The organism is Lysobacter sp. P5_C4 (assembly GCF_054049695.1).
In genome coordinates, this window is the sequence record NZ_JBFULX010000003.1 from 161,595 (window position 1) to 185,272 (window position 23,678).

At 67.4% G+C, this 23,678-nt stretch carries 21 protein-coding genes; all 21 read left to right on the top strand.

Translation table 11 applies throughout. From position 1 onward, the window contains the following. Window positions 1-210: 210 nt before the first annotated feature. The 21 genes from ACXJJ8_RS08675 (at window position 211) to ACXJJ8_RS08775 (ending at window position 23,675) form a co-directional block, all read left to right on the top strand. Window positions 211-1,182: a sigma-54 interaction domain-containing protein gene (locus ACXJJ8_RS08675; RefSeq protein WP_499028960.1), complete on the top strand. Its 972-nt coding sequence runs from the start codon at window positions 211-213 to the stop codon at window positions 1,180-1,182. A gap of 166 nt (window positions 1,183-1,348) precedes the next feature. Continuing rightward, entirely contained in the window at window positions 1,349-1,609 is a 261-nt protein-coding gene (locus ACXJJ8_RS08680; protein WP_499028962.1) for a hypothetical protein, read from the top strand. 36 nt (window positions 1,610-1,645) lie between these two features. Continuing rightward, window positions 1,646-3,211, top strand: coding sequence for a phage tail sheath family protein (locus ACXJJ8_RS08685; RefSeq protein WP_499028964.1), 1,566 nt, complete (start codon window positions 1,646-1,648; stop codon window positions 3,209-3,211). Window positions 3,212-3,248: 37 nt separating this feature from the next. After that, entirely contained in the window at window positions 3,249-3,773 is a 525-nt protein-coding gene (locus tag ACXJJ8_RS08690; protein WP_499028966.1) for a phage tail protein, read from the top strand. A gap of 15 nt (window positions 3,774-3,788) precedes the next feature. Beyond that, window positions 3,789-4,514, top strand: a complete 726-nt coding sequence (locus ACXJJ8_RS08695; RefSeq protein ID WP_499028969.1) for a hypothetical protein — start codon at window positions 3,789-3,791, stop codon at window positions 4,512-4,514. A 10-nt stretch (window positions 4,515-4,524) separates the two neighbouring features. Continuing rightward, window positions 4,525-5,160 carry a hypothetical protein gene (locus ACXJJ8_RS08700; protein ID WP_499028971.1) on the top strand — a complete coding sequence of 212 codons (636 nt, stop codon included), beginning with the start codon at window positions 4,525-4,527 and terminating at the stop codon, window positions 5,158-5,160. Beyond that, the gene (locus ACXJJ8_RS08705; RefSeq protein WP_499028973.1) at window positions 5,157-6,491 is read left to right on the top strand and encodes a Pvc16 family protein; all 1,335 of its coding nucleotides are present in this window, start codon (window positions 5,157-5,159) and stop codon (window positions 6,489-6,491) included. The genes ACXJJ8_RS08700 and ACXJJ8_RS08705 overlap by 4 nt, the downstream gene beginning before the upstream one ends. Continuing rightward, window positions 6,488-8,416, top strand: coding sequence for an ATP-binding protein (locus tag ACXJJ8_RS08710; RefSeq protein WP_499028975.1), 1,929 nt, complete (start codon window positions 6,488-6,490; stop codon window positions 8,414-8,416). Before ACXJJ8_RS08705 ends, ACXJJ8_RS08710 begins: the two co-directional genes overlap by 4 nt. Beyond that, window positions 8,413-8,667 carry a hypothetical protein gene (locus ACXJJ8_RS08715; RefSeq protein WP_499028977.1) on the top strand — a complete coding sequence of 85 codons (255 nt, stop codon included), beginning with the start codon at window positions 8,413-8,415 and terminating at the stop codon, window positions 8,665-8,667. The genes ACXJJ8_RS08710 and ACXJJ8_RS08715 overlap by 4 nt, the downstream gene beginning before the upstream one ends. Then, the gene (locus ACXJJ8_RS08720; protein WP_499028979.1) at window positions 8,664-8,801 is read left to right on the top strand and encodes a hypothetical protein; all 138 of its coding nucleotides are present in this window, start codon (window positions 8,664-8,666) and stop codon (window positions 8,799-8,801) included. The genes ACXJJ8_RS08715 and ACXJJ8_RS08720 overlap by 4 nt, the downstream gene beginning before the upstream one ends. Beyond that, window positions 8,798-10,156, top strand: a complete 1,359-nt coding sequence (locus ACXJJ8_RS08725) for an eCIS core domain-containing protein (RefSeq protein ID WP_499028980.1) — start codon at window positions 8,798-8,800, stop codon at window positions 10,154-10,156. Before ACXJJ8_RS08720 ends, ACXJJ8_RS08725 begins: the two co-directional genes overlap by 4 nt. Window positions 10,157-10,218: 62 nt before the next feature. Further along, window positions 10,219-10,884: a hypothetical protein gene (locus ACXJJ8_RS08730; protein WP_499028982.1), complete on the top strand. Its 666-nt coding sequence runs from the start codon at window positions 10,219-10,221 to the stop codon at window positions 10,882-10,884. A gap of 28 nt (window positions 10,885-10,912) precedes the next feature. After that, entirely contained in the window at window positions 10,913-11,260 is a 348-nt protein-coding gene (locus tag ACXJJ8_RS08735) for a Base plate wedge protein 53 (protein ID WP_499028984.1), read from the top strand. Between the two features lie 5 nt (window positions 11,261-11,265). Further along, complete coding sequence (locus ACXJJ8_RS08740; RefSeq protein ID WP_499028986.1) at window positions 11,266-12,393, top strand: hypothetical protein; 1,128 nt, start codon at window positions 11,266-11,268, stop codon at window positions 12,391-12,393. Further along, the gene (locus ACXJJ8_RS08745; RefSeq protein ID WP_499028989.1) at window positions 12,390-12,902 is read left to right on the top strand and encodes a phage baseplate assembly protein V; all 513 of its coding nucleotides are present in this window, start codon (window positions 12,390-12,392) and stop codon (window positions 12,900-12,902) included. Before ACXJJ8_RS08740 ends, ACXJJ8_RS08745 begins: the two co-directional genes overlap by 4 nt. A 2-nt stretch (window positions 12,903-12,904) precedes the next feature. Then, window positions 12,905-13,222: a hypothetical protein gene (locus ACXJJ8_RS08750; RefSeq protein WP_499028992.1), complete on the top strand. Its 318-nt coding sequence runs from the start codon at window positions 12,905-12,907 to the stop codon at window positions 13,220-13,222. A gap of 13 nt (window positions 13,223-13,235) precedes the next feature. Continuing rightward, on the top strand, window positions 13,236-13,604 hold the full coding sequence (locus tag ACXJJ8_RS08755; protein ID WP_499028994.1) for a GPW/gp25 family protein: 369 nt from the start codon (window positions 13,236-13,238) through the stop codon (window positions 13,602-13,604). Beyond that, the gene (locus ACXJJ8_RS08760; protein ID WP_499028996.1) at window positions 13,601-16,156 is read left to right on the top strand and encodes a putative baseplate assembly protein; all 2,556 of its coding nucleotides are present in this window, start codon (window positions 13,601-13,603) and stop codon (window positions 16,154-16,156) included. Before ACXJJ8_RS08755 ends, ACXJJ8_RS08760 begins: the two co-directional genes overlap by 4 nt. Continuing rightward, a complete protein-coding gene (locus ACXJJ8_RS08765; protein ID WP_499028998.1) occupies window positions 16,153-18,774 on the top strand; it encodes a putative baseplate assembly protein in 2,622 nt (873 codons plus the stop codon). Before ACXJJ8_RS08760 ends, ACXJJ8_RS08765 begins: the two co-directional genes overlap by 4 nt. Beyond that, window positions 18,771-20,873: a hypothetical protein gene (locus ACXJJ8_RS08770; RefSeq protein WP_499029000.1), complete on the top strand. Its 2,103-nt coding sequence runs from the start codon at window positions 18,771-18,773 to the stop codon at window positions 20,871-20,873. The genes ACXJJ8_RS08765 and ACXJJ8_RS08770 overlap by 4 nt, the downstream gene beginning before the upstream one ends. A gap of 39 nt (window positions 20,874-20,912) precedes the next feature. Continuing rightward, entirely contained in the window at window positions 20,913-23,675 is a 2,763-nt protein-coding gene (locus tag ACXJJ8_RS08775) for a DUF6519 domain-containing protein (protein WP_499029001.1), read from the top strand. The last annotated feature ends 3 nt before the right edge of the window (window positions 23,676-23,678 follow it).

The following is a 23,678-nucleotide window of genomic DNA, read 5'->3' on the forward strand; positions in this document are numbered from 1 at the left end:
TTGGTCCTCGTTGGAACGCAGCAATTGCCACTTGCCGGACAGCGACTCTTTCGTCAATCGGCCAGTTGCGCTTCCCCGCGGCCGCGCGAGCGGTGCGTCGGGCGGCGCCATGCGTTGCGGACAGCATCGCTTACCGCGCGCCGATGTTGCTCTCGCGCGATGCATGTGCGATTGACTGCAGCTGCGCCGGTCGGCCGAGGAGACCCGGCCATGCTTGGGCGGTCACCACAATGGAATGCCTTGATGGCGCAGCTGCATCGCTTCGCGTCGTGCGACGTGCCGGTGCTGCTGGAGGGCGAAACCGGAACGGGCAAGGAGCTGGCGGCGCGTGAAATCCATTATTCGGGTGCGCGCGCCAGCCATCCGTTCGTCCCGGTGAATTGCGGCGCGTTGCAGGACACGCTGATCGAGAGCGAACTGTTCGGTCATCGCCGCGGCGCATTCACCGACGCGAAGACGGCGAGGACGGGCCTGGTCGCGTTGGCGCGCTGCGGCACGCTGTTCCTCGACGAGGTGGATGCGCTCTCGCTGAAAGCCCAGGTGACCCTGCTGCGCTTCCTGCAGGACCAGGAATATCGGCCAGTCGGCGGCAACGCGGCGCACGCGGGTGATGTCCGCATCGTTTCGGCCACCAACGCCTGCCTGAAGCAACGCGTCGATGAAGGCTCCTTCCGCCGCGATCTGTTCTACCGCCTGAATTCCCTCTACGTTTGCCTGCCGCCACTGCGCGAACGCGAGGGCGACGTGCCCTGCCTTGCGGCGCATTTCCTCGAAAGCGCCACCCGGCGCCTCGGAACCCAACCGCGGCGTTGGACACCACAGGCGCAGCAGATGCTCTGCGGCTACGACTGGCCGGGCAACGTCCGCGAGCTCGAGAACGTCGTGTTGCGCGCTTGCCTGCATGCGGAAGGCGAGTGGATCGGCATCGCCGAACTCACCGCCGTCGAACCCGCGATGCAGGCGCACGGCGCCTCCGATGCGCGCCCCGAAGGCGACGTGCCCACGTTCGTTGCCGCCAAGTCGCATGCCGTGCGGACGTTCGAACGCGGCTATCTCACCACGCTGATGCACAAGGCCGGCGGCAACATCAGCATGGCCGCGCAACTGTCGGGCACCGAACGGCGACAGCTCGGCAAGCTGCTGAAGAAACACGGCATCGAGCAGTCGCAGTTCCGTCCCTGAGCGACCGGGTCGAACGACACCCGCGCGCGGTTGCAGCCGGGTCATGCGTGCCCCGGTCGACACGCGACTGCACGACGCACGCAACGATGGAACAAGCACTTGCGCCCCGGCATGCGCTGGCACGCGACTTGCGCACACGGTGATGCGGTGTTTCGAGGATGCGCGCATGTCGCCGGTGGAAAACGCGATGCCAGTGCCCGGTGAGGTCGAACAGGCGGTCATCGGCTACCTGCAGCGCCATCCGCAGGCGGCCGACACGCTCGACGGGATCGTGACCTGGTGGCTGCCGCTGCAACGGTACGAACTGGGGCGAACGAAGATCCTGCGCGTCCTGGGCGAGATGGTCGATGCCGGCGTATTGCGCCGTGACCGCCTCCCCGACGGCGCCGACATTTTTGCGCTCAACCAGCGCGCGAACCCTCCCTAAGCGCGGCCGGTCGCCGCAACCAACCAGGAGAAAGCGATGCCGATCGCGCTCAGTTATCCCGGCGTCTACGTGCAGGAAGTCTCCGGTGGCGTCCACACCATCACGGGCGTCGCGACCTCGATCACGGCTTTCGTCGGCCGCGCGCTGCGGGGGCCGATCGACAGCGACGACGTGTCCCCGGTGCGCATCTTCAGTTTCGCCGAATACGAGCGCATCTTCGGCGGCCTGTGGGGCGACAGCCCGATGTCGTTCGCGGTCTACCACTATTTCCTCAACGGGGGTTCCGACGCGCTGATCGTGCGCGTGCACAAGGGCGCGGTGGCGGCGCAGATGCCCGCCTTGCCCACGGCCGCCGTGTTTGCGGCAGCCAATCCCGGCCTCTGGGGCAATCGCCTGCACGTGCGCGTGGATTACGACCTGGATACGGAAATCACGAGCGCGAATCCGGCGAACACGATGTTCAACCTGCGCGTCAAGGACCTGGCGACCGGAACGATCGAAGCCTTCCTCAATGTGTCGATCACGGCGACGCACCCGCGATTCGTGAGCAGCGTCCTGCGCGAAGAGAGCCGGTTGCTGCGCGGCGCGGCGAGTTTCGCTTCGCGTCCCACGGCCAACGCGGCGGTTCCGGCCGGGGGCGATCCCTTCGATACGGCCACCTCGACCGCGCTGGCCGGTGGCACCGACGGCAGTGCCGTCGCCGCTGCGCAGATCTCGGCCCCCGGCCTGCGGGCGCCCAAGCAGGGCGTGTTCGCGTTGGAGCGTGCGGATTTGTTCAACCTGTTGTGCATGCCGCCGTTCGCGCCGGCGACGAATATCGACAAGACGACGTGGGATGCAGCCGTCGCCTACGCGAAGGAGCGTCGCGCGATGGTGCTGGTCGATCCGCCGATCGCGTGGAACGAGGCCGCCGACGTCACCGCGACCGCCATCACCGCCGTCGCATCGCGCAGCGAAAATGCCGCGCTGTTCTTCCCGGGCCTGCAGATGGGCAACCCGCTGAAGGAAAACCGCGCCGAGCGTTTCGCACCGGCGGGGGCCGTCGCAGGCGTGATCGCGCGCACCGACGCGATGCGCGGCGTGTGGAAATCGCCCGCGGGTATCGACGCGACGCTCAACGGCGTCATCGCGCTCGACGTGAACCTCACCGACCCCGAAAACGGCGCGATCAATCCGCTGGGCGTCAACTGCCTGCGCAGTTTCCCGAACACCGGTCCCGTCGTGTGGGGCGCCCGAACCTTGCGCGGCGCCGACAGCCTGGCCAGCGAATGGAAATACCTCGCGGTGCGGCGCATGGCGCTGTTCCTGGAGGAAAGCCTGTATCGCGGCACGCAGTGGGTGGTGTTCGAGCCGAACGACGAACCGCTGTGGGCGCAGATCCGGCTCAACATCGGCGCGTTCATGCAGAACCTGTTCCGCCAGGGTGCTTTCCAGGGCACGTCGCCGCGCGATGCGTATTTCGTCAAGTGCGACCGCGAGACGACGACGCAGACGGACATCAATTCCGGTGTCGTCAACATCCTGGTCGGGTTCGCGCCCCTGAAGCCGGCCGAATTCGTGGTGCTGAAGTTGCAACAGATCGCCGGCGACATTCCGACCTGACCGCTGCCGCGACCATCGTCCTTCGAGGAGAACCTGTATGGCGCAGTTTTCCGTCAACGCGCAACGATTCGATCCCTACAAGAACTTCAAGTTCCGCGTGAAGTGGGACGGGCGCTACGTGGCCGGCATCAGCAAGGTGTCCGCGCTCAAGCGCAGCACCGAGGTGGTCGAGTATCGCGAAGGTGGCGATCCGTCGACCTCGCGCAAATCGCCCGGCCGCAACAAGTTCGACGCCATCACGCTCGAACGCGGCGTCACCCACGACCCCGAGTTCGAGAAGTGGGCGAACAAGGTGTGGAATTTTGGCTCGGGCCTCGGCGCGGAGGTGTCCCTGAAGGACTTCCGCAAGGACCTGATCATCGATCTGTACAACGAAGCGGGGCAGCTCGCGCTGTCCTTCAAGGTCTTCCGCGCATGGGTGTCCGAGTACCAGGCCATTCCCGACCTCGATGCCAATGCCAATGCGATCGCCATCCAGCACATCAAGCTGGAGAACGAGGGGTGGGAGCGCGACTACGACGTCGTCGAGCCGTCGGAGCCGACCTTCACCGAGCCAGCGTAGGCCGGGCGCCGACCGATGCGCGCCCGTGACGACGCGGAAACGGTGTTGGCCCTCTGGGAGAGCGCGCTCGGGCAAGCGCCGCTCGCGCGGGGCGAGGCCTTGCTGCGCGCAGCCGGCGTCGGCGAAGCAGGCGGCACGCTCGGCGAGCACAACCGTAGCTTGATCGCACTGCATTCGCGTCTGTTCGGCTGCGAGATCGCACTGTCGAGCCGGTGTCCGAACTGCGACACGCCCGTGGAATTCGCCACCGACGGCGACGCGCTCGTCTTCGGGATGCACCCACCGATGGACGCCCATTCGCCACTGCATTTCGAAAGCGCGGGCCACGTGATCGAGTTTCGCCTGCCGCGCAGCGCCGACATCGCGACCAGCGACGCTGCCGATGGCGATGCATTCGCGCAGCGCTTGCTGGAATGCTGCGTCAGCGCATGCACGCATGACGCGCGTCGCGTCCCGGTTCGCGATGTGCCCGACTCGGTGCTCGATGCGCTCTCGCAGCACATGGAGTCCCTGGATCCCGATGCGAGCCTGCGTTTCGCGCTCGAATGTCCGCAGTGTGCAGCGCATTGGCAGGCCACGCTCGATGTCGCGGAGCTGGTCTGGAAGAAAGTGCGGTGCGCAGCCGAGCAGACGCTGGTCGACATCGATGCGCTCGCGCGCGCCTATGGATGGACCGAGCGCGAAGTCCTGGCCCTGCGTCCCCTTCGCCGCGCCGCATATCTGCAGATGGCCTGGGCGTGAGCGCACGCCGATGATGGACTTCCTCCGCAGCCTTGCACCTCCGCGCACGTCGGACACCACCCGGGCCATTCCGGTGCTGCCGCCACGCTTCGCACGCGGGATGCAGCACCTGCCGGACGCGCGCCCGGAAGCAACGCAAGCGTTGGACGACACCGATGCGCCGGCGCCTGTGCGCGAATCCTTCCGGCGCGGCGGGCGCGACAGGCTGGACGAGCCACGTGACGTCCTGCGCGTCGAACAGGCAGCGATGTCGGATCTGCGACCGCCGGTCGCACCCCCAGCGCGACCGCACGCGCACGCCGCGACCACCGACGCCGGCGAGCCCTTCGGCCGCGCACCGCGCGCTGAAGCACGCGCACGCGCGACTCGCATCGATCCGACGCCGTTTTCCTTCGCCGACGATGACCGCCGGCAACCGCAGGTCGAAGGGGACGCGCGATCACGGCCCGCATCGCCCTTGTCCGATGCAGCGCTCGCGTCGCGCGCGATACGGCCGCGCGAATCGGAGGACGTCATCCACGTCTCGATCGGCCGCGTCGACGTGGTGGCCAACGCGACGACGCCCGCGCCGCGCCGCGAACCTGCCCGTGCCCGCGACACCGTCACCCTTGCCGATTACCTGCGCGGCAACGGGGCGCGGCGATGAGCAACGCGCTCGCGATCGCCGGCGTCTCCGCGGTCCTCCGGGACCTGCTCGACACGGGGATGATCGACCACAAGGTCACCGATGCGCTGGGGGCCGGCGTCACGGTCTCGGCGCTGGCGCCCGATGTCGTGCCCATCGACGGCGACGAAGCCGTTCCGCGGCTCAATCTTTTTCTTTACCAGGTGACGCCGAACGCCGCGTGGCGGAACGTCGACCTGCCGTCGCGCGACGCAGGGGGCGCACGCCTGCGCAACCCGCCGCTCGCGCTGGACCTGCACTACGTGCTCACCGCGTATGGCGTGGCCGACCTGCAGGCGGAAGTGCTGCTCGGCTACGGCATGCAACGCCTGCACGAGAATCCGGTGCTGCCCCGGGCCGCGATCCGCACGGCGCTCAATCCATCGCCGGTCGACGGCACGATGCTGCCTTCGGTGTACCAGGCCCTGCGCAGCGCGGACCTGGCCGAACAGATCGAATTGTTGAAGATCACGCCGTCGGTTATGAACGCCGAAGAGATGTCGCGATTGTGGTCGGCCTTGACCGCGCACTATCGGCCCAGCGCGACGTTCCAGGTCTCGGTGGTGCTGATCGAGCCGCAAGTGGCCGCGATTTCGCCGCTCCCCGTGCTCACGCGCGGCAAGCCGATCCCGGGCACCCCGCGCGACGAAGGCATCGTCGTGACACCCGGCCTGGTGCCGCCGTATCCGACGCTGGCCTCCGTGCTCGCCGCGGCGCATTCGACGCCATCGACGATGCTGCCCGGCGATGCGTTGACGGTCGAAGGGCATCATCTCGCCGGCACGCAACGCGCCGTGTTCCTGCGTAACGATCGTTTCGGCATCGAACGCAGGATCGACATCGCCGATGGCGACGACGCCGCGAAGTTCACCTTCAATGTGCCGAACCTGCCGGCGGACTTGCCGGTCGGCCTGTACCAGATGCAATTGCGCGTGTTGCGCGCGGGTGCTTCGGAACCGTCCTTCAGCAACATCCTGCCGGTCGCGCTGGCACCGGCGATCACGACCTTCCCGCCGACGGTGATGACGCGGGGTACCGTCGATGGCGTGCCCAACGTGTTGCGCCTGCGCATCGGCTGCCGGCCGCAAGTGCGCGCGGGCCAGAAGGTGCGCCTGCTGTTGGATTCGCGCGAAGCGCGCGCACAGCCGTTCACCGGCAACGTAAGCGTGTTGGACTTCCGCTTCCCCGATGCGCCGCCCGCCGGTGGGACGCCGCTGATGCGTTTGAAAGTGGACGATATCGAAAGCATCGACATCGATCGCGGCGCGAAGCCACCGAAATTCCTCGATCACCGCATCACGCTGCCCGCATGAACGCCGCGACTACCCACGCGTGGATCGACGCCAACCAGCGCCTGCTGGTCGCCGAATTCGCGCGGCTCAAGCAGTTGCTGGGCGAACAGGGCGATGCGGAGGCGATGCGCGCGGAGTTGGCGTCGGCACGCGCGGCGATGCCTGGCGAAGCGGCGATCGACGCGCTGGCGCAGGGATTCGGCCTGAGCCCGTTCGAACGCGACGTGCTGTTGTTGTGTGCGGGCATCGAGATGGATGCCGGCCTCGCCCGGCAGTGCGAGATCGCACAGGGCGACCCGCGCAAGCATTTCGCGACCTTCGGATTGGCGCTCGCCGCATTGGAATCGCCGCACTGGAGTGCGCTGGCGCCGGTCGGTCCGTTGCGGCGCTGGCGGCTGGTCGAGCTCGACGACGCCGCCGGCATCGCAAGCGGGCGCCTGCGCATCGACGAACGCATCCTGCATTACCTCGCCGGCGTGAACTACCTCGATGCGCGCTTGCGCGGCCTGCTGCGCCCGGTAGCGACGCCGAGTGTCATGGCGACCACACATCGCGCCGCGGCCGACGCGTTGCGCGAGGCGATTCCCACGGCGTCAGGGGACGCACCGCACGTGTGGCTGACCGGCGACGATCCGCCGGGCCAGGCCGACGTCGCGGCGCACGTGGCCTCGACCCTCGGCCTTGCACTGCAGATGCTGCGCGTGGAGGACATCGCTTCGGGCCACGGCGAGTGGGAAGCCCTGGCCACGCTCTGGGACCGCGAGGCAATGCTCCTGGATTGCGCGCTGTTGGTGGAGTGCGGCGCAGAACCATTGCCGACGGTGGCCGCGCGCTTCATCGACGCAGTGCGCGGCCTGGTGTTCGCCAGCGCCAGCCAGCCGCAAACGCTCGAGCGCCCCTGCCTGCATGCCACCATCGACAAACCGGGCCCGATCGAACAGCGGCTCCTGTGGCAAACCACGCTCGGCGCCGCGGCCGAAAAGCTCAACGGGTCGCTCGATGGCGTCGCCAGTCAATTCAGGCTCAGCGCACGCACCATCCACGACAACGCCCCGCACATCGTGGCCGCGTTGGCGCAAAGCCCGCAACCCGACAGTGCGATGTGGTCGGCGTGCCGGGGCATGGGCCGATCGAAGCTCGATGCCCTGGCGCAACACATCGAAACCAACGCGCGTTGGGACGACCTGATCCTGCCCGACGCGCAAACGCGCACGCTGCGACAGATCGCCGCGCACGTCCGCAATCGGCTCAAGGTGCACCTGGATTGGGGCTTCGCCGAACGCAACGCGCGCGGCCTGGGCATCAATGCGCTGTTCTCGGGCGAAAGTGGGACGGGCAAGACACTGGCCGCCGAAGTGCTCGCCCGCGAACTGCAGCTCGACCTGTACCGCATCGACCTGTCGGCGGTGGTGAACAAGTACATCGGCGAGACCGAGAAGAACCTGCGCCGCGTATTCGATGCGGCGGAAGGCAGCGGCGCGATCCTGCTCTTCGACGAAGCCGATGCGTTGTTCGGCAAGCGCAGCGAGGTCAAGGACAGCCACGACCGTTACGCGAACATCGAAGTCAGTTACCTGCTGCAACGCATGGAAACCTACCGCGGGCTCGCGATCCTGACGTCGAATCTGAAAGGTGCGCTCGACGTCGCCTTCCAGCGCCGCCTGCGCTTCGTCGTGCACTTTGCCTTCCCCGACCAGGCGCAACGCGAGGCCATCTGGCGCCGGGCATTCCCCGAGCGCACGCCACGCGAGGCGGTGGACTACGCGAAACTCGCGCGCCTGGCGGTGACGGGCGGCAGCATCCGCAACATCGCGATCAACGCGGCCTTCCAGGCGGCCGAGATGCAGGCGCCGGTCTCCATGGCCCACCTGCTGCAGGCCGCGCATCACGAAGCCGGCAAACGCGAACGCCCCTTGAGCGACGCGCAAACGCGAGGCTGGGTATGAGACAGGTCTTCGTCCATATTGATCGCCTGGTGCTCACGGGCGTGCGGCATGGCGACCGGCGTGCCGTCGCGGAAGGCTTGCAGCACGGACTGCAACACGCACTGGAAGAGCACCAGGCAGCCGCAGGCCTCGCAACACTGGGACACCAATCGCGCTTGCGCGTGCGCGGCGTGGACGTCATGCACGGCGCCGGCGCGCGCGCACTCGGCGATCGCGTGGGGCAGGGGATCGGCAGGGAGATCGGGACATGAACGGCCCCGTGCTGTCGCCGGCGAAGATCGACAAGTCGCGGAATGCATCGGCGCGCACCGGGTTGGTATTGCAGCGGAACGGCATGTCCTTCCGTTGTCCGCCGACGAAAAAAACCGGGCGGGAACTCGCATGAAGAAATTCGCCGATCCGCGCGACCTGGACGCCGTGATCCGCGCGCCCCCGTGGGCGGACACGAACGTGCAACGCAAGCGCGCGAGCGATCCGGTCGTCGGGCCCGCCAACGATGCGCTCGAGCAGGAAGCCGATCGCGTCGCCGACCAGGTGTTGGCAAATCCGGCGAACCCGGCGAACCCGGCGGCGTTGCACATCCAGCGCAACAGCGGACAAGCGGCGGATGGGCGCGCCCCGGCGCCTCCCAGCGTCGGCGACACACTCGCCGACGCCGGCAGACCGCTCGAACCAACGGTCCGGCGGCCGATGGAACAGCGCTTCGGGCACGACTTCTCTTCGGTTCGCGTGCACTCCGGGCATGCCGCCGCGCAATCGGCGCGCGACATCGATGCCAATGCCTACACCGCCGGGCATGACATCGTGTTCGCAGCGGGCAAGTTGTCTCCGGAGTCGAGAGAAGGACAACGGCTCATTGCCCACGAGCTGACCCATGTGATCCAACAGGAGCGCGGACAGCGTGCCTTGCAGCGCGATGCCGGCCCGAAGGTGAGCGCGACCCCGGCCGACTGGAAGGACAAGATCGCCAACGCCACCACGTCGGCCGACAAGGCGGCGTTGATCCAATCGGTCGTCACGCCGGTCAAGGTCGTGGACAAGACCACCGAAGCGGCGGGCGACGACAAGGTCGATGTGAAGCACTGCGTGAAGTGGGACGACGCCAACCCCACCGTCAGCTACGACGACGGCCTCAACGCGAAAAAGGGGCGCGCCTCCGACGCTGGCTTTACCAAGAATCCCGGCGGCTCGACCGACTACTACATCGTCCTGGGCCCGAAGGTGCTCGACCCGAAAGACCTCACCACGACCACGCTGATCCTGAACCATGAATTCGACCATGTCAGGGAAATGCGCGCCGGCAGCAAGCTCAAGGGCGACGAATCCGAAATCGCGACCTGGACGACGACATTCGTTCGCGAGTTCCACCGCTCCTACATCATCCGCGACCGCAGTGACGGCATCACCAGCTACGTCGATCCGGGCTACGCGACGTTTACGCAGTTGGGGAATTACTACGCACGGTCCACGGATTCGGCGGTGAAGACGGCCGCGGTCCAGAAGATTGCCGACTACTACGCCGCCGTCATCAAGCCCCACGCCGTCCACGACAAGGTGTTTCGTTATTGGATCCATCGCGGCATCAACAAGCTCGGCATCGCCGACCTGTGCAACGACGTCAATGACAAGCTCGGAAAGATCGTCGACCCCACGCAGGACGTAAAGGATTACTGGGAGATGCCGACGTCCATCGTCAAGGCCGCCAAGTTCACCGGGCCGCCCGTAGTGACCAAGCCCTGACAGGAGATCGTGATGCCGACCAACACGCGATGCATGCAGCAACACGCCGGGGGGGCGCGATCATGAGCACCTTCCCCGGCAGCCCCAAACTCATCAAGGGGGGCCTCGTCATCCTCGACGCCGCCAACGGGGCGGTGAAGCGCACCATCGCGTTGCAGTACAACCCCGACTCGCTCTCGCGCAGCTACCAGGTGCAGGGCGCGGGCGGCGATGGCGGCGGTGCGCACGCGCAGCCGTTCCGCCTCAAGGGGCCGGCCATCGAATCGATCAAGCTCGAAGCCGACATCGATGCGACCGATGCGCTCGAGCAGCCCGACCGGAATGCGAACACCGTGGCCTTCGGCATCGCGCCGCAACTGGCGGCGCTGGAGAGCCTGGTGCATCCGGGCACGGGCGAATTGCTGGCGCTCAATGCCTTGGCGCGATCCGGTGCGATGGAAATCCTCCCGCCCGAAGCGCCGCTGGTCTTGTTCGTCTGGAGCAAGAGCCGCGTGGTGCCGGTGCGCGTCACCGACTTCTCCGTGACCGAGGAAGCATTCGACGTCGCGCTGAACCCGACGCGCGCGAAGGTGAGTCTCGGGCTGCGCGTGATGTCGACGGACGACCTGGGCTTCGAACATCGCGGAGGCGGCGTGTTCGTCAATTACCTGCGCACGCGGGAACAGCTGGCCGGCAAGACAGGCGCGGCGCCCCTGCAGTCGCTGGGTCTTTCGAACCTGCCGCCATGACCTCGCAACCCTGCCAGGAGCCACGCACATGACCGACCCCGTCCAACGCCTGATCGACGCCGGCGCGATCCCGAGCACGCCGTTCGCACCGCAGAGCCGTTACGACGGCGTTGCGCTCGCGGTGTTGCAGCAACGTGCCGGGGATCCCGGCGTGACCTACGTGCGTCGGCGCTTCATCCCTTCGCCCGACGCGCTGACGATCGCGATGCGCCATTCGGTCGTCGCGCTGGAGCGGCCCGACCAACTCGGCGCGAAGTACCTCGGCGACCCCTTGCTGTATTGGCGGATCGCGGATGCGAACGCGGTCGTCGACCCGAACGAACTGACCGACACCATCGGACGGCGCATCGACATCGCGCTGCCACCGGGGTTGTAGCGGCCATGCAGGGCGGCATCCGGCTCTCGCTGTTCATCGGACCCGTGCCCGTCCCGGCGCCGGCCGAAGTGGTGGATGCGCTGAGCGCGGTGAAAGTCGAAGCAGGGTCGGGCGACACGCAATCGGGTTTCGAATTGACCTTCGAGCTGTCGCCCCGCTCGCCGTTGCGCACCTTGTTCCTGATCGCGGGCGGCGGTGGCGTCATGCCGTTGATGCGCGTGGTGTTGTTCGTCCGCATGGGCGGTGATGCGCAACCGCTGATCGACGGGATGGTCACGAATGTCGAAACGGTGCCGGGCGAGGGTGGGGTGAGCAAGTTGCTGGTCAAGGGCAAGGACATGAGTGCGCTCATGGACGTCATCGACTTGTCGGGCATTCCGTATCCGGCCATGCCACCGGCCATGCGCGTGTTGTTGGTGCTGGCCAAATACGCGGCCCTGGGGGTCGTCCCGGTGGTGATCCCGAGCATCGTCGAAGATCTGCCGATCCCGGTAGAACGCACGCCGCAGCAACGCGGCACCGACTTCGCGTACGTGACGCGCCTGGCGCGCCAGTGCGGCTACGTGTTCTACCTCGAACCCGGCCCGTTGCCGGGCATGTCGAAAGCCTACTGGGGCCCGGAGATCCGCGTCGGCCAGCCGCAACCGGCGCTGTCGGTGAACATGGATGCGATCACCAACGTGGAAGAGTTGAACTTCAACTTCGACAAGGAGAAGAAAACGATGCCGATCGTTTTCTTCCAGGAGGCGATCAGCAAGGCGCCGATCGGCATCCCCATTCCCGACATCTCCCCGCTCAACCCGATGCTCGGCCTGCTGCCGCCCTTGCCGCCGAAGATCGAGAAACTCGACGACACCGCGCACATGTCGCCCTTGTCGGCGCTGATGACCGGCCTTGCGTATGCAGGCCAACATTCGGATTCGGTGTTCGGCACCGGGCGCCTGGACGTGGCGCGGTACGGTCGATTGTTGAAGTCGCGGCAACTGGTGGGCGTGCGTGGCGCCGGCCTGCCGTTCGATGGCCTGTATTACGTCAAGAGCGTTTCGCACGACATCAAACGCGGCGAGTACAAACAAAGCTTCAGCCTGGCCCGCAACGCGCTGATTTCGACCGTTCCGGCGGTGCCCGCATGAGCGACCAGCCGCTCTATGGAAAGTACCGGGGCACGGTGATCAACAACGTCGATCCCATGCAGATCGGTCGCATCCAGGCGATGGTGCCGGACGTGGGCGGCTTCCTCCCCTCGAGTTGGGCCATGCCCTGCGTGCCGGTGGCCGGCATCAACATGGGCGTGTTCACCGTGCCGCCGATCGGTGCGGGTGTGTGGATCGAATTCGAGAAGGGCGATCCGGACTATCCGATCTGGGTCGGCGGTTACTGGGGCAGCGCTGCCGAAACGCCGGCGCTCGCGAAGGCCGTGCCGCCGGGCCTGGCCGGCATCACGCTGCAGACCACGCTGAAGAACGGGATCGTGATCAGCGACGCGCCCGGTCCCACCGGCGGCATCCTGATCCAGACCACGAGCGGCGCGATGCTGTCGGTCAGCGACGTCGGCATCGTCATCTCCAACGGCAAGGGCGCGACGATCAACATGACCGGGCCGACCACCGACGTGAACCTCGGTGCGCTGACGGTGATCTGACGATGCCTGCACCCATCCTCCATCTCGGCGCGACGGTCCTGTGCACGCATGGTGGCCAGGCCACGCCGGTGTCGCCGTTCCCGCGCGTCACGGTGTCCTCGCAACCGGTGGTTGCGTTGAGCTGCGCCTATGTCATCGCCGGATGCGCGCTCTCCGGAACGCCGACACCCCCGTGCGTCACCGGGCAGTTCATCGCAGGCGCGACCCGGGTGCTGGTCGGCGGCGCGCCGGCGGCCACGATGATGGGTGCGTCGACCTGCATCCCGACCGGCACGCCGATGCTGCCGGTGGTCTCGCAAACGCGCGTGCTCGCAACCTGACGGGAGCCGAACGATGCAAACGCTCGATCATCCCTATCACTTCGACGGCCGCGGCCGCACCGCCACGACGGGCGATGCCGATCATCTGCGCGACCTGATCGAACAGGTGTTGTTCACCACGCCCGGCGAGCGCGTGATGCGTCCGGACTTCGGTGCCGGCCTGCTGGCGCTGGTCTTCGAACCGAACGGCAGCACGCTGGCGGCGACGACGCAGTTCCTCGTGCAGAGCGCGCTGCAGCAGCATCTGTCGCACCTGATCGCGGTGAACGATGTTTCGGTGGAGAACATCGATGCGGCGCTGCAGGTCACGGTCCAATACGTGGTGCTGAACGACGGCGCCGCGCAGCGGGCGAGTTTCGCCGTGCCCGGGAGCGCGCCATGAAATACGCCTGCTGCGAGCCGCAACGCCTCGAGATCATCAAGCGCTCCGGCAGCGCCAACGGCATCGAATCCCTGGAAGTGCGCGATCACGCCGAGCCGGTGCAGGCACTGCGGCAGCGCACGCTCTTCGTGCGCCTGCTGCGTCCGGGGTTCACGCTGACATCCGACAACGTGCGGATCGACGGTGGGCAGCGCCAGCGCGTGGTGCCGGTCGAATGGGCGGCGGCCGGCGATGCGCTGCCCGCGGGCACCGATCCCACGCTGGTCGACGACATCGCGGACCTGCCGACCCTGCTGGTGGTGCGCACGCGGCAACTCGGGGATTTCTCGACCTACACACTGCACCTGCGCGCAGGCGCGGGCAGCGACCAGCCGCCGCCCGGATTCGATCCGGTGCTTTCGGACATCGACTTTTCGTTCAAGGTCGAATGCACGGCGGATTTCGATTGCGCGCAGGGCGTGCCGTGCCCGTCGCAGCCGGGGCAGGCGCCCGTCATCGATTACCTGGCGAAGGACTACACCGGATTCCGCCGCTTGATGCTCGATCGGCTCGACCTCCTCGCACCGGGGTGGACCGAACGCTCGTCGGCCGATGTCGGCGTGGCGCTGGTCGAATTGCTGGCGTACGCCGCGGACAATCTCTCGTATCGCCAGGATGCGATCGCGAACGAAGCCTATCTTGCGACGGCCCACAAACGCATCTCGGTGCGCCGCCACGCAAGGTTGGTGGACTACGCACTGCACGATGGCTGCAATGCGCGCGCGTTCGTTCGCATCGCGGTGTCGACGGACGTTGCGTTGCCGCAGTCCATGCCACTGTTGACGACGCCGGGTGCGACATCGATTCCATTGACGCGCGAAGTCGCGCCGGACAGCAAGGCCTTGCAGGCCGCGCTCGCGGGCGGTGCCGTCGTCTTCGAGACCGCGCATCCGCAGGAGTTGTTCGCGAGCCTGAGTGACCCGCTATCGTTCTACACGTGGGGCGACGGGGCTTGCTGCCTGCCGCGCGGCGCCACGCGCGCCACCCTGGCCGGCCTGCATCCGGACCTGAAGCCGGGCGCGCTGTTGCTGTTCCAGGAAATCGTGAGCCCGACGACCCTGGATGCGGCCGACGCCGACCCCGCCAAGCGTTGGGTCGTGCGACTGACGGATGTGCACGCCAGCGTCGATCCGTCAGGTCGATTGTTCGACGCTTCCCCCGTCGACGCATCCGCGGACGTGACCGAGATCGCGTGGAGCCAGGCCGATGCGCTGCCGTTCCCGTTGTGCCTTTCGGTCGCGGCATTGCCGGGAGAAGCGATCAGCGTCGCTTGCGGCAACATCGTCCTGGCCGACCATGGGCAGACGGTGACCGACCCCCCGATGGCACCGGTTCCTGCGCCCAGGCTGCGGCGCGTTGTTGCCGCGGCGTTCGCCGAGACGTGCGCACGCGCCGAGCCCCGGCCGATCCCGATCCGCTTCCGCCCTGCGCTGCAACAGTCACCGGTCACGCAGGGCTTCGACCTGGCAAGCGACCTGCGCATCCCGCCGACGCGCGCGGAGGCGTGGTTCCCGGCCACCGGGCTGATCGTGCGGGAGGCGCGCAACGCCTTGCCGCAGATCCCGCAGTTGCAGGGCGACCCCGTGGTGAGCCGCTGGAATCCGCGGCGCGACTTGCTCGACAGCCAAGCCGATGCACCCGACTTCGTCGTCGAAATCGAAAACGACGGACTGGCCGTGTTGCGTTTCGGCGACGACACGCATGGACGGCGACCGAACGAAGGCACTGTCTTTACCGCGACGTATCGCATCGGCAACGGCGTTGCCGGCAACGTCGGTGCCGACAGCATCGCGCACATCGTCACCAGTGCAAGCAATGTCTTCACCGCGGTCACCAATCCGCTGCCGGCGGCAGGCGGCGTGGATCCCGAGCGCATCGACGCGGTCCGTCGCGATGCGCCCGAGGCCTTCCGCACGCAGGAGCGGGCGGTGACCGCTGCCGACTACGCGGCGGCGACCGAACGCCGTGCCGACATCCAACGGGCCGCGGCGACCTTCCGCTGGACCGGCAGCTGGCACACGGTCTTCGTGACGGCCGATCGCCTGGGGGGCAGCGCGCCCGATGCGCGCTTCAAGACGGGGTTGCGACGCCATCTGGAACCCTTCCGCATGGCCGGCTACGACATCGAACTCGACGGACCGCGCCATGTCGCGCTCGATATCACGCTGCACATCTGCGTGCTGCCCGGCTACTTCCGCAGCCAGGTGATGCGCGCGGTGCAACTCGAACTGGGGTCGGGCGCGCTGCCCGATGGCCGGCGCGCCGTGTTCCATCCGGACAACTTCAGCTTCGGCGAAGCGGTGTACCTGAGCCGCATCGTCGCCGCGGCGCAAGCGGTCGAAGGCGTGGAAGCGGTGTGGGTGCAGAAATTCGAACGCTTCGGCCAGCCCGATGCGCGCCCGATGGAGACCGGTGTCCTGCCCATGGGCCGGCTCGAAATCGCGCAGTTGGCCAACAACCCCAATTTTCGCGAGCGCGGGCGCCTGACGCTCGAAGCAGGGGGCGGCAAATGAGCACGACATCCGATCCGATGGTGCCGGGCACGCAGACCTGCGGTTGTTGCGCGGGTGTCGCCGCGAGCACGCCGATGGAGGTGTCCAATCGCATCGGCCTGGCGGCGATCGGCTATCGCATCGGCACCTATGCGCAATTCAAGGACAGCCTGCACGCCGGTTTGTCGTCGCCGGAATTCCCGCAACTGGCCGGCCTGCGCACGCGCGATGCCGACGACTACACGCTGGGCCTTCTCGACGCCGTCGCCTGCGTCGCCGATGTGTTGACCTTCTACCAGGAGCGCATCGCCAACGAATCGTGGTTACGCACCGCCACCGAACGCGTGTCGCTACAGGAAATGGCCAAACTCATCGGCTATCGCCTGCGCCCGGGGCTTGCCGCCGAAACCTGGCTCGCCTTCGCGATGGAACCGCCGAAAGCACCGCCACCGCGACTGGGCCGCGATCCGGGTGCCTTCGTCACCGGGATCCCGGTGACGCTGGAACTCGACCCCGGCCTCAAGGTGCAAAGCGTTCCGGGGCCCGGGGAAGCACCGCAAACCTTCGAGACGATCGAAGCGATCCAGGCGCGGCCCGAGTGGAACGCGATGCCTGCGGTCACCCGCGAAGATGCCGTGCCGGGTGTCGGGTCGACGGACACCTGGTTGCAGGGCATCGACACGCACCTCAAAGCCGGCGATTGGCTGGTGTTCGTCGACGCCGCATTCGACAGCGACGCGACGTCGACCGCGTGGGATGCGCGCGTGCTCCTCGACGTCGAGCCCGACAGTGAGAACGATCGAACGCGCGTGCGCTGGGGCAAGCCGCTCGCGAACGTAAGTTCCCCGACGATGCACGCATTGCGCCAGCGCGCCGCGGTGTTCGGGCACAACGCGCCGGATTGGAATGCGATGAGCGTGGAATTCCGGCTCGCCTACGCCGATAGCACCAACGCCGCCGACCTGCCCCCCGAATGGCCGCCCGTGTTCGACATTCATTGCTCGCCGACGCCTGTCTTCACGCACGTCGGCGGGATCATGGGCGCCGGGGGCGTGATCTCCATTCCCGCATTCTTCGACCGAAGCGGACTCCCGGTGAGCCTCGACGCCGCTTATCCCAAGATCGTCGCGCAGGGCCTGGCCTTGCTGGTGACGCCGAACGACTGCGGGCTGTACCGGATCGCCGAGGTGTCGGAAACCTCGCGCGCGCAGTTCGCGATCGCAGGAAAGTCCACTTGCATCGACCTCGATGGGCAGGACCTGGCACGGTTCAGTGCGATGGTGCGCAGCCTGGGCGTCTTCGCGCAGAGCGAGAAGCTGCAACGCGGATTCGCGCCGAAGCTGTCTCCGGTCCAGGGCAACGTCGTGGAGGTCGCCGCCGACGCAAGCGCGCTGCCCGCGCAACGGCGCGTGTTGATCCAGGGCATTCGGATCAAGGACGGAACCGGGCTGGTGCATCCGGCGGAGGTCGTGTCGGTGGCGTCGGCGCCGGGTGGCAGCGCGCTCACGATCGATCCGCCGCTGCCCGCGGCGTTGCATCGACAGAGCGTCGTCGTCTTCGCGAACGTGGCGCGCGCCACGCATGGCGAAACGGTCACCCAAGTCCTCGGCGCCGGCGATGCCGGAAAGCGCTTCCAGCGTTTCGAATTGAAGCACGCGCCGCTGACCTATCGCAGCGCGGACACCGAAGACGGCAGCGACAGCGCATTGACGGTGCGCGTCGGGGGAATCGAATGGGACGAGAAGCCCACGCTCTACGGCAGTGGCGCAACCGAGCGCGCTTATGCCGTGCGCGTGGATGCGCAGGACAAACAATGGGTCGTGTTCGGGGACGGTGTGCAAGGCGCGCGACTGCCCAGCGGCACCAACAACGTCGAGGCCCGCTATCGCAAGGGCCTGGGCAGTCAAGGCAATGTCGCCGCCGAGCAACTCACGCAGCTGGTGACGCGTCCGCTGGGCCTGAAGAGCGTCAGCAATCCCGCGCCCGCGCTCGGCGGCGTGGATCGCGAGCCCGCCGACCGGGCGCGCCGGACGATGCCGTTGGGAACGCGCACCCTGGGGCGCGTGGTATCGCTGCTGGACTACGAAGACTTCGCGCTGGCGCGCGTCGGGATCGCCAAGGCGCAGGCGCAAGTGCTGGCGCTCGACGGTGGCCCCACGATCGCCCTCACGGTCGCCGCGCAGGATGGCGTGCCATTCACGACGACGAACCCGGTGTGGACCGAACTGCTGTCGTCGCTGAAGCACGCGGGCGATCCGCATGTGCGCGTCGTGTTGCTGTCGTATCGACCGAGCACCTTCTTCCTCGGCCTGAAGATCAAGCGGGATCCGGCGTACGAGCGCAAGGCCTTGCTCGCCTCGGTCGAAGCGGCGCTGCGTGCGCACTTCGCCTTCGCCGTGCGCGCACTGGGGCAGCCGGTCCTGCAATCGGAGGTGATCGCCGCCGTGCACGCGGTGCCCGGCGTCGTCGCCGTCGACCTCGATGCGTTGTATGGCGGCACCGCGCCGGCCTCGCAGACAGTGCCCTCGAGACAGACGCGGCTGCTCGCATCGCGCATGCGCGTCGAAGGCGGCGTTGTGCTGCCGGCCGAACTGCTCACGCTCGATCCATCGCCCCTGGGGCTGGAGGACATGCCATGAGCACGCTCGATGCCAAGCGCCTGTACGCCTTGCTGCCCGCGATCCATCGCATTCGCGACGCACAGCAGGGCCATCCGCTGCGGGCGCTGGTGTCCCTGATCGCACAGGAGTTCGAAGCGCTGGAAGACAACATCGAGCAGCTTTACGACGATCAATTCATCGAGACCTGCCAAGCCTGGGTCGCGCCTTACATCGGCGACCTGGTCGGCTATCGGCCCTTGCATGGCGTCGCCGCCGCTGTCGCCTCGCCGCGTGCCGAGGTGGCGAACACCGTCGCGTATCGGCGGCGCAAGGGCACCGCCGCGATGCTGGAGCAATTGGCGCGCGACGTGACCGGCTGGCCTGCGACGCGGGCGACCGAATTCTTCGAACAACTGGCGACCACGCAATACATGAACCACGTGCGCCTGCAGGCCCCCGCCACCGCCAACCTGCACGACGCGCAAGCGATGCAGCTGCGCGGTGGCGCATTCAATGCGGTGGCGCATACGGCGGAAATGCGGCGCCCGGAGACGGGTGGGGGACGCTACAACATTCCCAACATCGGCATTTTCCTGTGGCGCCTGCGCCCGTTTGCGCTGAGCGCGATTCCGCTGACGCCGGATGCGGCCGACCCGGCGCGCAAGTTCCGCTTCAATCCCCTGGGCGCCGACCAAGCGTTGTTCCGCTTTCCGGTCACGGAGACGACGATCACGCACATCGCGCAACCGGCGAACGTGCCCGAACCGATCGACCTGCGCGGGATGTCCCGTGCGCTCGGGGCAGCGAGCACCGATGCGACCGTCTTCGACGATTACGGCACCGATGAAAGCGTGGTCTTGCTGCGGCCGCAGGCCGATCCCGCGCTGCCGCAGGTGCCGATTCCGGCGACCGACATCTGCGTCTGCGACCTGCGCGACGTGGCCGGCGGGTGGGCGCATGAAGCGAAACTCGACGCAACGAAAATCGCCATCGACCCGCGGCTTGGCCGCGTGCTCCTCGGCAGCGCGGTCGCCGGCCCCTTGTTGGCGACCTTCCATTCCGGGTTTTCGCGTGCGATCGGCGGCGGCGAATACGAACGCACGCCATCGGAGGCGACCGATCCGACGACAGCGGGCATCGAGCGCAGCGAAAGCAACTCGAAAACCTTGCAGCCCCACCTGGATGCGATTTCCGGTGGCGGGCGACTGACCATCGAAGACAGCCGGACGTATGCGCAGCCGGTGTTCAAGGTCGACGGCGTCGTTGCACCGGGCGTGCCCGGTTGCGAAGTGATCGTCGCAGCGCGCAACGGCGCCCGCCCGCTCATCRCCGCCACGGGCGCGGTGCAATTGCAGATCGGCGCACATGGCCGGTTGATCCTCGATGGCCTCGTGATCGGCGGCGGCACGCTCGAGCTGGTCGTTCCGGCCGGCGACAACGCGCCCCGCGAACTCGTGCTGCGCCATTGCACGCTCGTGCCGGGCCTGGCGTTGGACACGCGCGGCGATCCGGTGTCGCCGGGCCTGCCGAGTCTCCTCGTCGACCACGCGCTGGCGAAGATCACCCTGGAACATTGCATCGTCGGCCCCTTGCATGTCGACGAAGCGGCGAGCGTCACGCTCACCGATTGCATCGTCGACGCCTGTGCGCCGGACGCGATCGCCTACCAGGGCAAGGCCGCCGGCGAGCCCGGGGCCGAGCTGACGATCCAGGAAAGCACGATGATCGGCAAGGCGCACGTGCGCCTGATGCGGCTGGCGTCGGACACGCTCTTTTTCGCCCGGCGCGCCGCTGTCGATCCCTGGCCGGCACCGCTGTGGATCGAGCGCAGGCAGGCCGGTTGCATGCGGTTTTGCTTCGCGCCGGAAGGCACGCCGTTGCCACGGCATTTCCACTGCGTACCCGACGACCGGCACCCGCACGTGCTGCCGCACTTCACCTCGCTGCGCTACGGGGATCCGGGCTATGCGCAGTTGCGCGCCGCCACCGCGCGCGCGATCGGCGAGGGTGCCAGCGACGGCGGTGAGATCGGCGTGATGCATGCGCTGCATCAACCGCAGCGGGAAACCAACCTGCGCATCCGCCTGGACGAATATCTGCGCTTCGGCCTGCACGCGGGCATTTTTTACGCGAGTTGAAGCCGGAACGAACACAACGATGACCGAGAGGAAAGTCCGATGCGCGCCGACGTTTCCAGAATCCGCAGCAATCCCCTGTTCGACTTCGCGGGTGTCGAGCTGAAGCAGGGCGGCGTCCTGGTCGACGCAGACTTCAACGAACACGTCGCGATCGGCGACCGCCGCTTGCGCGCGGCCGCGTCGGATATTCTCGGCCGCGGCACGGTGTCCTCGACGACGCCCGATGCGTTCAAGATCACCGTGCCGGTCGCCGGGGATCTGTCGATCGGCATCGGACGCTTGTACGTCGATGGCCTGCTCGCCGAAAACCACGGCAGCCCTTCGACCGATGCGGCGAAAAAACGCTTCGACCCCTTGCTGGGCGAGGTGACCTGGGCCGACGCGTGGACGTACGCGACGCAGCCCTATCTGCCGAGTGCGCCGGCCTTGCCGGCTGCAGGACGGCACCTGGTGTATCTCGACGCGTGGGATCGCGAAGTCACGCACCTGGAGCGGCCGGACCTGGTCGAGGTGGCGCTTGGGGTCGAGAGCAGTTCCCGCCGGCAATTGGTCTGGCAGGTGCGCGTGCTCGATGCCGATGCCGGGGCCGCGACCTGCGCCTCGCCCGACGCGGACGTGCCGGCGTGGTCGACGCTGATCGCACCTTCGAGCGGTCGACTGACGACGGGCACCTACGACGTGCCGCCCGCGGAGGATCCGTGCGAGTTGCCGCCCACCGGCGGATATCGCGGGCTGGAGAACCAGTTGTATCGGATCGAGATCCACGAGGGCGGTCAGCCGGGCCCCGGTGGCGCGACCTTCAAGTGGTCGCGCGACAGCGTGGGAAGCCGCGTGGCGAACATGATCTCGGGCACCGAACTGGAGCTGGATTCGCTCGGCCGCGACGACGTGCTGCGTTTCAACACGGGCGATTGGGTCGAGGTCATCGACGACGTGCGCGAGTTCGCGCAAGCCTGCGGCGAGATGCGCAAGATCACCGTGGACGAAGACACGCGGCGCATCACGTTCGCGACCGCATTGCCGGCCGACCTGGTGCCTGCGACCTTCCCGAGCATCGACTTCCCGCGCGACCGCAATCTCCGCGTGCGCCTGTGGCATCAACAGGGCGTCGTGCTGCAGGCCACGGGTGGCGGCGCGACGTCGTCGTTCCAGGACCTCGATGCCGACGACGCCGGCACGATCGGCGTGCCCGCGACCGACGCCACCACGCTGCTCTTGGAGCACGGCATCACCGTCAAGTTCGCCGCGCCTGCGGGAAGCAAGGGATTCAAGGCCGGCGACTACTGGGTGTTCGCGGCACGCAGCGCCGACGGTTCCGTCGAATTGCTGGACAATGCGCCGCCGCGCGGCATCCACCACCACTTCTCGCGCCTGGGCGTGTGGGACGTGCTTGCCGGAACGGTCACCGATTGCCGGCAACCCTGGCCGCCCAAGGGCGGAGACGATTGCGTCTGCACCGTGTGCGTGTCTCCCGAAGCGCACAAGGCCGGAACGCCGTCGTTGCAGCAGGCGATCGACAAGGTGATCGCGGCAGGGGGCGGCACGATCTGCCTGGATGTCGGCGAGTACTTCCTGGACACCCCGCTGCGGGTGGAGAACATCAAGCCGCAGGCCAGCCTGCGCATCGTCGGCAAGGGGGTGGCGAGCGTGTTGCGCGCGCCGCAGTCGGTGTTCGACGCGATTTCCGACAGCCACAACGTGCATCTGGAACAGTTCTCGCTGATCACCGACAGCGGCCCCGGCGACGTGCGCTGCCTGGTCATCCGCAACAGCGTGCACGTGTGCCTGGAGCATCTGGATTTCACGGTGGGCGGGCAGGGGCCGGCCGTCGGACTGTCGGGCGCCCTGGCCGACATCGCCGTACGGCATTGCACCTTCCGCGCAAACGCGGGCATTACCAACCTGGACCAGACCGGCGCCGCGACGGGCCTGATGGACGTGCGCATCGAAGACAACGACTTCGACTGCCTGAGCCTGGGCGTCGCGCTCACCGAAACCAGCATCCACCAATCGCTGACGCGCATCACCGGCAACCGCATCAACAACTGCCGCGCCGGCTGCCTGAAGCTCGCGGGCGAAACGGTGCCCGGGTTCGGCGTGGACGTGAGCGAGAACACCTTTCTTGCGCTGGGCGATGCCATCGTCTCCGGCGTCGACGGCTTGCGCGTGACACGCAACGCCATTCGTGCCCAACTGGCCGCCAACGGAATCGGCGTGACGCTGGTGGAGGGGCTGGCAGGCGGCCCGGCACTCAGCGTTTGCCAGATCTCCGGCAACCGCATCAGCGGTTTCGAAATGGGCATCGCCATCCTGACGGCGTTGGAAACCACGATGCTCCACCGCAACCAGATCGATGCGTGCGTCGTCGGCATCCTGGCCAAGGGCGTGCCCGTGCGCGAATTGAGCATCGACGGCAACCAGATCACGGGCATGGCCGAATCGGCGCTGCTGGTCGCGACGTTCGTCGCCACCGATTCACCCGCGCGGATTTCGGTGCGCGGCAACCACGTCGACGCCGCCGGCGGCCAGGCGGTCGCGCTCGTGCGCTGTCGCGGCGGCGACATCGTGTACGCGGACAACCATGCGCATCATCCGCGCGTGCCGAACCAGCCGGTGGTGATGTTGCAGGCCGAGACCTTGATCGTGGCGTCGAACCGTGTCACCGGACGCTCGCCCGACGCCATGCAACTCGATGTGAATCCGAATGCCTGCACGGTGTTGGGCAACATCACCAGCGGAAAGATCAGGCTCGGTGGTGGCGCGCTTCCCAATCCCTGGGCCCCGTTCAATCCCGTCGTCTGATCG